This is a genomic window from Paenibacillus sp. 01T422 (assembly GCF_056398785.1).
This window is the reverse complement of sequence record NZ_JBFTQB010000503.1, coordinates 1-10,925: the sequence shown is the minus strand read 5'-3', so window position 1 is coordinate 10,925 and position 10,925 is coordinate 1. Positions and strand designations below refer to the sequence as shown.

Here is a 10,925-nt window from a genome sequence, read left to right as displayed (position 1 = left end):
GTTCTAGATACGCAAATGTACGGTCTGTCTAGAGAAATTGATTTTGCCATTCGTGCGGGACTTATTTCCGAGATGCCAGGCAAGCAAATTCTCAGCAAGCTTGAACGTAACCTTGCTCAGCTATATGAAGCGCTGAATAACAAAAAGTAACCCATCAACCGGGTTACTTTTTTTGTTAAGCGTATGTAGATGGCATTAAATGACCGTCAGACTAGGAAGAACACGACGCCTAAGATGATGTAGACAAAGAGCAGCAGGAGACCTTCGTACCAATTGGTTGACCCATCCTGCGTGATCGATTTGGTTATGAAGACGGCGACCCCGATGGCAGCTATCTCATAGGTTGTGAATACGATATTCATTGGCGTACCGCTCATGAAGAAACTGACCAACACGAGCACTGGAGCTACGAAGAGCGCAATTTGCAAGGAACTGCCGATGGCGATTTCAACGGCTGCGCCCATTTTATTTTTCATCGCCATCATGACGGCTGCACTGTGTTCGGCTGCATTTCCGATAATGGCTACGAGGAAGGCCCCGACAAAGAGCTCAGAGAATCCAAATTTATGAGTAACTTCATCTAAAGTGCCTACCAGCCATTCACTCGTGAAAGCAACCATGACAGTGGATAGAACTAGGAAGAGAATAGAGGTTGATTTGGACCAAGCAGCCTCTCCGTGCTCAACGGATGCATCAGAAAGCACACTTTTGTGGGTAACCATGGAGAACAGAAGCCAGAGCAAGTAAGCGACTATAAGTAAAATCGCTACGATCATGCTCATCGTGGATGTCTCTTTGGTTGTTAAACCTCCTGTGAAAATCGCAGGAATGAAAAGTGCCACGACGCCTAGAATCATCAAGGATGAATTGTGGGAAGCGAGTTTTACGTTAAACGTCTGCTCTTTGAATTTGAGTCCACCTGCAAAAATACTAAGACCCAGTACCAGCAGGAGATTCCCGATAATAGCCCCTGTAAGGCTGGCCTTAACGATATCGTACAAGCCATCCTTCACAAGGAAGATGGCGATGATTAGCTCGGCTGCGTTGCCAAACGTAGCGTTAAGAAATCCACCTACCCGTTCGCCAGCATAATGGGCCACACTTTCAGTCGCTTTGCCTAGGAACCCGGCGACAAAAATAATCGCGATACAGGCAATGACGAATTGCAGGGTTGTATCCAGATGCATGTAGTGTGCAATCCCTGTCAATACAAAAGAAATGATTAAACCTGCATAAAACAATTTACCTTTCAATGTACACCCTCCGACTCTTGAAATATTGGAACTTTTTTACTTCTTTTTACTATACCCACTTTGCCCGATAAAGTAAATTCACTTTGGACATTTGCAGCAGTTCTTGCTTTCATCTATTGAACTTATTACAATAGATTTATACCAGAGTGGAGAAGTTTGGCATTCCATTCAAAGAACCCTATATTAGGAGTTGATCCATATGTCCGAAGACAATCAAACCGGCTTAATTCGTATTTCTGATGATGTAGTATCCACTATAGCAGGTCTTGCAGCTCTTGAAACAGCTGGCATAGCAGGAATGTCTGGTGGCATTTCAGAAGGCTTAGCTAAGCGCTTGAGTGGTAAAAACGTGCAACGAGGCGTCTCGGTAGAGGTAGGTCAAGTGGAAGCGGCCATCGATTTACGCGTTATCGTCAATTACGGTTCCCGTATTCAGGATGTATGCAGGGATCTCCAAGAGAACGTCCGGGAAGCTGTCGAGAATATGACAGGCTTAAACGTGGTTGAAGTGAACGTTAAAGTAGAAGGTGTTGCCTTCAGAGAAGACGAAATTGCTGACGATCCTAATCGTGTAAAATAAAAAAAAGACCCAATCGAATTTCGTGTCGATTAGGGTCTTTTTTTGGTAACAGGTTCTTCCTTACCCGTTTGTTCCCGAGATATGCTAAGTATAATCCCCATACTGATCAGAGAGACCATCATAGAAGATCCTCCGGCTGATATAAAGGGGAGGGTTACCCCGGTAAGAGGGATGGTTCCTGTGACGCCTCCGATATTAACAAAGGCTTGAAAGCCGAACATCACCATGATACCTACCCCTGCAAGCATGCCGAACATATCCGGACTGCGCACAGAAATAAGGATGCCTCGCCAAATGAAGAAAATGAAAACAAGAATAAATAGCGAGCTTCCTATGAATCCTAATTCTTCACCGATAATGGCAAAAATAAAATCGTTATGGGCCTCAGGCAAGTAGTGCAGTTTCTGGATGCCTTGTCCAAAACCAGCCCCTCGCAAGCCGCCATGTCCGAATGCGTACAAGGATTGGACAACTTGATGCCCAGAGCCCTGGGGGTCTGAAAAAGGATCCAGAAACGAAGTCAAACGGTCAATTCGATAGTCAGTGTCCTTGGCACCGCCTTTTAACATGTAAAGGGCTACACCAATTGAACCAAGGGTCAGTAAGCTCGTCCCCAGCAAGAAGATGTGCTTCAAATTTGAGCCGCCAACCATAATCACAATCGCCGAGCAAATAAAAAGAATCATGCATGAACCAAAGTCCGGCTGGAGCATGATCAGAAAACAGACGAAGCCAACAACAATTAAGGCAGGGAGCAGTCCCTTTTTGAAATTGCGGAATTTTTCGTCCTTGTTGCTGATTAATGAAGCCAAATACAGGATAACAATCAACTTGGCGAACTCTGTTGGCTGGATGCCGAATTTACCAAGCGTGTACCAACTGCTGGCCCCATTAGCTTTGGTTGTGAAAATAACGAAGATTAAGGCAATCACGATAAAGAAGAACGCAGGGATTACAAGCTTTTTGAGCTTCGTGTAATGGAGATTCATGCAAAAGAGCATGCCGATGGTTCCAATCCCGACTGCGATTAACTGCTTTTTCGTGAATGCCCAGGGATCTCCATAATAAGCACTTGTCATCGAGCTTGCACTGAAAACCATGGCCAGACCGAAGCATACAAGCACAAAGGTTAATAGAAGCAGCAGAAAATCCGGCGTTCCTCTTCGACTTGCTTTATCTTCCATTTTGAAATCATAAGTAGCACGAGTGTATTCCCACTGCCAGCGCACGAAACCAAGCTTCGTCGTTACTTCATCCAGGTGAGCCAAATCGCTTTTTAAGCCTTTTAAGCCAGTTGCTTCAATAATCACTTATAACGCCTCCATATTGTACGTATGCATTCTTTATTCATGATAGTATGTTTCCAATGGTTCTGCAAGTCGATAGCTTCGTCTAATTTCTAATATTTGATGGCACTTTGGAGATGAAACTGGAGCATTAATTTGGTAGAATAGGTTCAATCACTAAGGCAAATATGAAATATCTACATATAAGGATGAGCGGAGGATTTATCTATGATTGATTTTCAAGCGGACTTACAAGCCATTTATGAAGAAATGGTCGGCTGGAGGCGCTATCTGCATCAAAACCCTGAGCTCTCCTTCCATGAATACCGGACGGCTGATTTCGTAGCGACTCACCTTCGCAGCTTAGATATTGAAGTTCGCCAAGGTGTTGGTGGCAACGGAGTTGTCGGGCTGCTGCGCGGCAGTGGAGACGGGCCAACTGTTGCTCTGCGAGCCGATATGGATGCTCTTCCTATTCAAGACGAGAAAGACTGCTCGTACACGTCGCTAACCAAAGGGGTTATGCACGCTTGCGGTCACGATGCGCATACCTCAACACTGCTCGGGATTGCGAAGGTAGCAAGTAAGCGCCGGACTGAACTGAAAGGAAATCTGGTTTTCCTGTTTCAGCATGCTGAAGAGATCACCCCTGGCGGCGCAGACTCCATGATCCAAGACGGAGCGCTTGAAGGTGTTGATGCTGTGTTTGGCGTGCATTTGTGGACACCATTCGCAGTAGGCAACGTTTACTCCAAAGCAGGCCCACTAATGGCTGCTCCCGACGAATTTACGATCCAGATTCAAGGAAAAGGCGGTCACGGCGGATTGCCTCATCAAACCATTGACAGCATCTACGTTGCCTCGCAATTAGTTGTGAATCTGCAATCGATTGTAAGCCGTCAAGTAGATCCAATCGAACCATGCGTCGTAAGCATTGGTTCCTTTCACGGAGGGACGAGCTTCAATGTTATTGCAGAAACGAGTTCACTAAGCGGAACCGTTAGGACGTTTAACGCTGAGCTTAGACAAGATGTCAAGAAGCGCATCGAACGGATGGTGCAGTCCACCTGTGAAATGTTCGGAGCTTCCTACGAGATTGATTACAAGCTGGGCTATCCAACAGTAGTTAATGATGCGAATGAAGCAGAGCGATTTTTCAAGGTAGGAGCCGCCTTATTTGGAGCAGACGCTACGCATGAATCCCCACTTATTATGGCCGGAGAAGACTTCTCTTATTATTTGCACCATCGACCAGGCTGTTACATGTTTATAGGGGCAGGTAATGTAGAAGCAGGGATTATTCATCCGCATCACCATCCCAAATTTGATATCGATGAGAAGTCCATGTTGAATGCGGCTAATTTGCTGCTTGGAATGGCTTTGGATTATATGGCATGAATGCCGTCCACCCTTTGGAGAATGCTATGTCTGTAAGACAACTCTAAGGGAGGGATCATGGACATGGCTGGTAAAACCGTTCGGGAGATTATGAGCAAAGATTGCGTCACAGTAACTTTGCAGGATAATGTATACGAAATTGCTTTGAAAATGAAACAACATGATATTGGATTCGTTGCCGTTGTTGACGGTAAAAAGCTCATTGGTGTTGTGACCGACCGAGATTTGGTAGTTCGCGGATATGCGGAAAAGCATTCAGGTTCTACGGCCGTTGAACATGTGATAACGAAGGATATTGCAACGATAGATCCGAATACCTCAATTGAAGAAGCAGCCAAGATAATGGCGAAAAATCAAATCCGGCGACTGCCGGTTGTTGAGAACGGTGAGCTCGTGGGTATCGTAGCAATCGGGGATTTGGCGGTGCGCGGCAGTTTCGAAGATGAAGCCGGTCAAGCGCTCGGTAAAATCTCTTCCGACAAAACGCCGGTTGGAGCTAGGTAAAAGGAATACTCTGAGTAATTTGGACCGGGAACCCGGTCCTTTTTGCTTGGCTAAAGCGTCGTATCTGTCAAAGTTCGCAATAAGGTAGTCAATCTGCGACAAGATGCGGACTCTTAAATATGCTACATTGGTAACGTGTTCAATTTTGAATCTGACAAGAAAAAGGTGATTACATATGGAGAAAGTTAGGATTGGTATTATCGGTCTGGGCAATATGGGAACTGGACATGCCAAATATTTGGTGAAGAACGAAGTAAAAGGCGCTGAATTAACAGCTATATGTGAATTCAGAGCGGATCGTTTGGAATGGGCGAAAGAAAACCTAAGTCAGGACATCCAATTATTCGACAATCTTGATGCCTTCCTGAACTCGGGCATCATTGATAGCGTACTGATTGCGACTCCACACTATGATCATCCCGAAGTAGCGATAAAAGCTTTCAAAGCTGGACTACATGTTTTGTGTGAGAAACCGGCAGGCGTGTATACCAAACAAGTGCGTCAAATGAATGAGGCTGCTAAAGAATCAGGTAAAGTGTTCAGCATGATGTATAACCAACGTACAAATCCTTTATATAAAAAGCTGAAAGACCTAGTGGAATCCGGTGAACTCGGCGAAATTCGCAGAACGAACTGGATCATTACGAACTGGTACAGATCCCAAAGCTACTACGATTCAGGCGGCTGGCGTGCAACTTGGGCTGGTGAAGGCGGCGGTGTTCTTATTAACCAGGATCCGCATCAGCTTGATTTGTGGCAGTGGACGATTGACATGATGCCGAAGCGTGTTCGCGCATTCTGTTACTTCGGGAAGCACCGCAATATCGAGGTTGAGGATGATGTAACAGCATTCGTCGAGTACGAGAATGGCGCAACAGGCTTGTTCGTTACAACAACAGGGGAAGCTCCGGGAACAAATCGTTTCGAAATTTCCGGTGATCGCGGCAAAATTGTCATTGAAGATGGCAAGCTGACATTCTGGCGTTTGCGCGTTTCCGAAAGAGAGTTTAACGAAACATTCAAAGGTGGATTCGGTCAACCAGAATGCTGGAAAATCGACATCCCAATCGAAGGCAAAGAAACAAGCCATATGGGAATTACGCAAAACTTCGTAGATGCGATCCTACATGGTACGCCGCTTGTTGCTCCAGGGGAAGAAGGCATCAAAGGCTTAATGCTTTCCAATGCAATGCTGCTATCCGTGTAATGGTTTATTGGAAGCTGGAGCCGAACTGAAATGGGTCTATGACCAAGATCCTGCGAAAGTAGCAGCTTTCATCGAGAAATACCCGCAAGCAAAAGCAGCTTCTTCGGAGCAAGAAATCTTCGGTGACGCTGAAGTTAAGCTGATCGCTGCAGCTGCAGTTCCATCTGAGCGTGGACCGCTAGGCATCAGAGCGATGGAGCATGGCAAAGACTACTTTACGGACAAAACACCATTCACTTCGCTGGATCAGCTTGCCGCTGCCAAAGCAAAGGTAGAAGAGACTGGCCGTAAATATTCGGTTTACTTCAGCGAACGTCTACACGTAGAAAGTGCTGTGTTTGCCGGGCAGTTGATTGAAGAAGGCGCTATCGGCCGTGTTGTACAGGTGATTGGACTAGGACCACACCGATTGGGTGCTGCTGGCCGACCGGATTGGTTTTTCAAAAAAGATAAGTATGGCGGTATTCTGTGTGATATCGGCTCTCATCAAATCGAACAATTTCTGCATTACGCGGGATGCAAAGATGCTACCGTTGTAAGCAGTAAAGTAGCGAACTACCACGCGAAGGATTATCCGGAGCTAGAGGATTTCGGTGACGCTACACTTGTTGGGGATAACGGGGCGACCAACTATTTCCGCGTGGACTGGCTGACACCGAGCGGTCTTGGGACGTGGGGCGACGGACGCACGCTGATTCTGGGAACAGAAGGATATATTGAGCTTCGTAAATATATTGACATCGCGCGTGACCCACAAGGAGATCAGTTGTATCTGGTTAATCAGCAAGGCGAGAAACACTACAGTCTTCATGGACAAGTCGGCTTTCCTTTCTTTGGCCAATTGATCCTTGACTGTATCAACCGGACGGAGAATGCGATGACGCAGGCTCATACGTTCAAAGCAGCAGAACTCTGCTTGCTTGCACAGGAGAATGCAATTCGCGTTGAATAGAATTTAATAAACGGGTAGTTCGGCRATCGTTGCCGGGCTGCCCGTTTTGCTTTTTCGTGAATAAAACGGATAGGCCAGATAGGTTTAAATCCCGCCCTTTCCTTTCATACTAGTGAGAAAGGAGATGGCAACCAATGAAAGTAGATCCTACCCGACCTCTGATCGTACAAAGCGATTTGTCTGTCTTATTGGAGACACATCATCCTGAATTTGAGTCCGTTCGGGGAGTACTATCCCGTTTCGCGGATCTCATCAAAAGCCCGGAGCATCTCCATATGTATCGGATTACGCCCTTATCGCTGTGGAATGCAACGGCTGCAGGTATGCCAATTGAACAAATGTCGGCTTGCTTGCAGCAAAACGCGAAATTCGGTGTTCCTTCCACTGTGCTCAGCGGAATTCGTAAATATGCAAACCGATATGGCATTCTGCGCATGGAAAATGTCGGCAGCGAACTCTATCTCGTCAGCGATGATACCGTCATATTGAAAGAAATTCGTGCGTACGATTCGCTGAAAAAATATTTGGAAGATACCCGCGGCGAGCGGGCTATTGCCATTTCGCCGGCTTATCGCGGCGTGTTGAAGCAGGAATTGATTAAGCTTGGCTATCCGGTTGAGGATTTGGCCGCATACCGAACCGGTGAATTTCTTCCAATCCAGCTGCGCGATGAAGAAGCAGTCGAAGAACCCTTTCAACTGCGCGACTATCAAAAAAGCGCCGTTGATGCCTTTCATCGTATCGGAGAAGGCGGAAGCGGCGTTCTCGTGCTGCCTTGCGGGGCAGGCAAAACCGTGATTGGCATCGCCGCAATGGCGAGATGCAACTGCGCTACGCTGATCCTTACGTCGAATGTTACATCTGTGAAGCAGTGGAAGCGCGAAATTTTGAGCAAAACTGGGCTGGCAGAAGACCAGGTCGGCGAATATAACGGAACAACGAAGGACGTACGGCCAGTCACTATAGCAACTTATCAAATTCTTACACATCGTGGGAAAAAGGAAGACGACTTCGCTCATATGCGTTTGTTCAGCGAAAGAGAATGGGGGCTGATCATTTATGATGAGGTGCATCTGCTGCCGGCTCCTGTTTTCCGGGCTACAGCGGATATTCAGGCGACTCGTAGACTCGGGTTGACCGCTACGCTCATCAGGGAAGATGGCCGGGAGGAGGATGTTTTCTCCCTAGTAGGGCCCAAGAAGTTTGATATGGCCTGGAAGGAACTCGAGTCGCAAGGCTGGATTGCTAAGGTTACCTGCCACGAAGTGCGCGTTCATCTATCCGAAGGTGATCGCGATCTGTACGGAGCCTCTGGCGCCAGGCAGCAATTCCGGATTGCAGGTGAAAATAGGGCCAAACAACAGGTGATTGACCACTTGCTGGGGCTTCATATCGATGAACCCACATTAATTATTGGCCAATATATTGATCAGTTAGAACAGATTTCAGCTCACACCGGTGCACCGATGATCAGTGGTTCTATGGCGTATGAACTCAGAGAGGAACTCTATGATCAATTTAAAAAAGGGCAGCTGCCGCTGTTAATCGTCTCCAAGGTGGCTAACTTTGCCGTTGATTTACCTGATGCCGCGGTAGCTATCCAGGTATCGGGCAGCTATGGATCGCGCCAAGAAGAAGCGCAGCGGCTTGGGCGCATTCTTCGCCCGAAAAGCAGTGGCGCGAATGCAGCGGTATTTTATTCAATCATCAGCGAGGATACGAAAGAGCAGGATTTTGCTATGAAACGTCAACTGTTTCTGGTCGAGCAAGGATATGAATACCGCATTACTCGTTGGAGTCCTGAGACGAAAGATCGAAAAGGAGAACAGCATGAGATATGAGCATGTAGTAAGTCGGATGCCGGAAGCTCTGAAGAAGCTTATTTCTAGCCAAGCTTGGTGCTCTTCTTACATCAACGAAGGAGTTTCATTGCCTGATCTGCTGACTGACCGAAAATATCTCCTAAGACTGCTGCCTCAACTGTCCGTGGATGAGAAAAATACGCTGCGCCTTATTCTTTCTGCATTCGGCTGTGAATCATTCACGAGCCTTTCGCTTGAAAAGCAAGCGGGCATCTGCATGGCCGGCGCACAAGTCGCCATTGGCTTGGTTGGTCTTAGACGTGCAGGCGTTATTGCTGCTTTCCGCAAAGCCTGGGGGGAGCAGCTTTTTGTGCTGCCTGAGGATGCTTTTGACGCGTGGCAGGGACTGCTTTTTCCTTCTGTAAAACTTGACACTATTGTGGATGAAAGCACGCTAGAACCGTTGTCAGCGGGGGTTATTCACGCGAATGCTTCACAGCTGGAAGAAGCGACCGTGCATCCGAGAGGTCTTGCCCAGCAGCTCTTTCATTTTGTTGTGGCATGTTCACAGCAGCCTTCACTACCTCTAACCAATAAAGGAACGTTACATAAAAAGCAGATTCTAAAGCTTACTGAGCATCTCGCTCTTCCAAGTGACCTGCTGCGAACCGCGGGAATTACTTATGCATTCAGAGATATTTATAATGATGGTGCAGTACTGATGCTAGAAATGGCTATCCGAATGGGGTTCATTTCGGCAAATGGCGACCAGCTCGCCGTGTGCAGGGACGCTTTCCTAGCGTGGCTGGATGGCCCCTATGAGAAGCAGCAGAAGGCGCTTTACGGCGTTTGGCGTCAATTACAGCTGCCTGCTCCTGTCTGGCTTCAACATGGCTTAGCATGGATGGAGAGGGCAGACACAGGGCAATGGGTTGAGTTGGACGTTATCGTGAGAGCGATCATGGAGTGCTGCTCCGAGAGTGGTCAGATGAAAGAGGCAGATTCTATGACTCATGCACTGCTGTCTACCTGGGTAGAGCCGCTGTCCATCTTCCGTTTCGTAGAGCTTGCTGCGAGCAAAGAAGGCGGTATTTGGTTTCGATGGCTGATATCACCGAGGGGTGAATGGGAAACATTGGAAAAACAACCGAAGAATCCTTCGTTTTATGTGCAGCCTGACTTTGAAATTCTGCTGCTTCCTGATGCAGAGCTGCGAATGGAATGGGACATCGCAGCGTTCGCTGATCTTAAGCAAACGGATCATGTTCGTACCTATCGTATGACAAAAGAAGGCTTTCATCGTGCCTGGGAAATGGGGCAAAGTAGTGAAGAGATCATTTCCGTGCTGCAAGAGAATGCTTATTATGATATTCCAGAGCCAATAAACGTAACCCTGCGGCAATGGGGCGAGCAGACTGGCAAGGTGCATTTTGAAGAGGTAACGCTGCTTCGCTGCCGATCGAATGATTTGGCAGAGGCCCTGCTCAGAAACGAGAAATGCCAGCCATTTCTTAGGGAGCGTATTGGCGATGCTGACTTCATCGTGCCCAAAGCTCAATTAGCACAGCTTACCAAATGTTTAGAGAATATGGGATATAACCCTAAAAGCAGTCGTACAGTAGTAAAAGATCCGGGAATCGATGCCGAGAAAGGGCCCAGAAACTTGACGCCGGGTTTATGTTATTCCAGAGATTCTATTCAGCTTTATGAAATGGATACCGAATTGCCTGAAAGAGATGGCATGTACCCGGATATGGGGGATATCCCGTTAAGTTGGCTGCAAGATTTTCGCTCCTACCATGGTTCCACACGTAAAGAAATGATTCGCAAAGCTATCGAATGGAAGAGCTGCTTGCAGCTGCGCAAAGAGGGGCAGAGTCGCTTCATAATCCCTCGAACTTTGCGCGAAGAACGTTCAGGCTGGATTCTGGAGGGACTAGAAG

General features: G+C 47.2%; 10 protein-coding genes. 8 read left to right on the top strand and 2 right to left on the bottom strand.

Going from position 1 to position 10,925, the window contains the following annotated elements; translation table 11 throughout:
* A partial coding sequence (locus tag AC1DUA_RS24385; RefSeq protein WP_477502228.1) for a DUF1507 family protein occupies positions 1 to 150 on the top strand: 150 nt, incomplete at its 5' end.
* Positions 151 to 206: 56 nt separating this feature from the next.
* Here the strand turns inward: AC1DUA_RS24385 and cax are convergent.
* Positions 207 to 1,253 (bottom strand): calcium/proton exchanger, encoded by a 1,047-nt coding sequence (gene cax, locus AC1DUA_RS24380; RefSeq protein ID WP_477502226.1) that lies wholly within the window; start codon positions 1,251 to 1,253, stop codon positions 207 to 209.
* A gap of 199 nt (positions 1,254 to 1,452) precedes the next feature.
* On the opposite strand from cax, the gene AC1DUA_RS24375 reads away from it, so the two are divergent.
* On the top strand, positions 1,453 to 1,833 hold the full coding sequence (locus AC1DUA_RS24375; protein WP_477502225.1) for an Asp23/Gls24 family envelope stress response protein: 381 nt from the start codon (positions 1,453 to 1,455) through the stop codon (positions 1,831 to 1,833).
* Positions 1,834 to 1,862: 29 nt separating this feature from the next.
* Here the strand turns inward: AC1DUA_RS24375 and ftsW are convergent, their stop codons facing one another.
* On the bottom strand, positions 1,863 to 3,017 hold the full coding sequence (gene ftsW, locus AC1DUA_RS24370; protein WP_477502227.1) for a putative lipid II flippase FtsW: 1,155 nt from the start codon (positions 3,015 to 3,017) through the stop codon (positions 1,863 to 1,865).
* 330 nt (positions 3,018 to 3,347) lie between these two features.
* Between ftsW and AC1DUA_RS24365 the strand changes: the two genes are divergently transcribed.
* From AC1DUA_RS24365 to AC1DUA_RS24340, 6 genes are all read left to right on the top strand, one after another.
* Positions 3,348 to 4,517: a M20 family metallopeptidase gene (locus tag AC1DUA_RS24365; protein WP_477502224.1), complete on the top strand. Its 1,170-nt coding sequence runs from the start codon at positions 3,348 to 3,350 to the stop codon at positions 4,515 to 4,517.
* A 63-nt stretch (positions 4,518 to 4,580) separates the two neighbouring features.
* Positions 4,581 to 5,021, top strand: coding sequence for a CBS domain-containing protein (locus AC1DUA_RS24360; RefSeq protein ID WP_477502223.1), 441 nt, complete (start codon positions 4,581 to 4,583; stop codon positions 5,019 to 5,021).
* Between the two features lie 175 nt (positions 5,022 to 5,196).
* Positions 5,197 to 6,228: a Gfo/Idh/MocA family protein gene (locus tag AC1DUA_RS24355; protein ID WP_477502222.1), complete on the top strand. Its 1,032-nt coding sequence runs from the start codon at positions 5,197 to 5,199 to the stop codon at positions 6,226 to 6,228.
* Entirely contained in the window at positions 6,206 to 7,180 is a 975-nt protein-coding gene (locus tag AC1DUA_RS24350; RefSeq protein WP_477502221.1) for a Gfo/Idh/MocA family protein, read from the top strand. Before AC1DUA_RS24355 ends, AC1DUA_RS24350 begins: the two co-directional genes overlap by 23 nt.
* A gap of 134 nt (positions 7,181 to 7,314) precedes the next feature.
* Positions 7,315 to 9,021 carry a DNA repair helicase XPB gene (locus AC1DUA_RS24345; RefSeq protein WP_477502220.1) on the top strand — a complete coding sequence of 569 codons (1,707 nt, stop codon included), beginning with the start codon at positions 7,315 to 7,317 and terminating at the stop codon, positions 9,019 to 9,021.
* A partial coding sequence (locus AC1DUA_RS24340) for a helicase-associated domain-containing protein (protein WP_477502219.1) occupies positions 9,011 to 10,925 on the top strand: 1,915 nt, incomplete at its 3' end. The genes AC1DUA_RS24345 and AC1DUA_RS24340, both read left to right, overlap by 11 nt.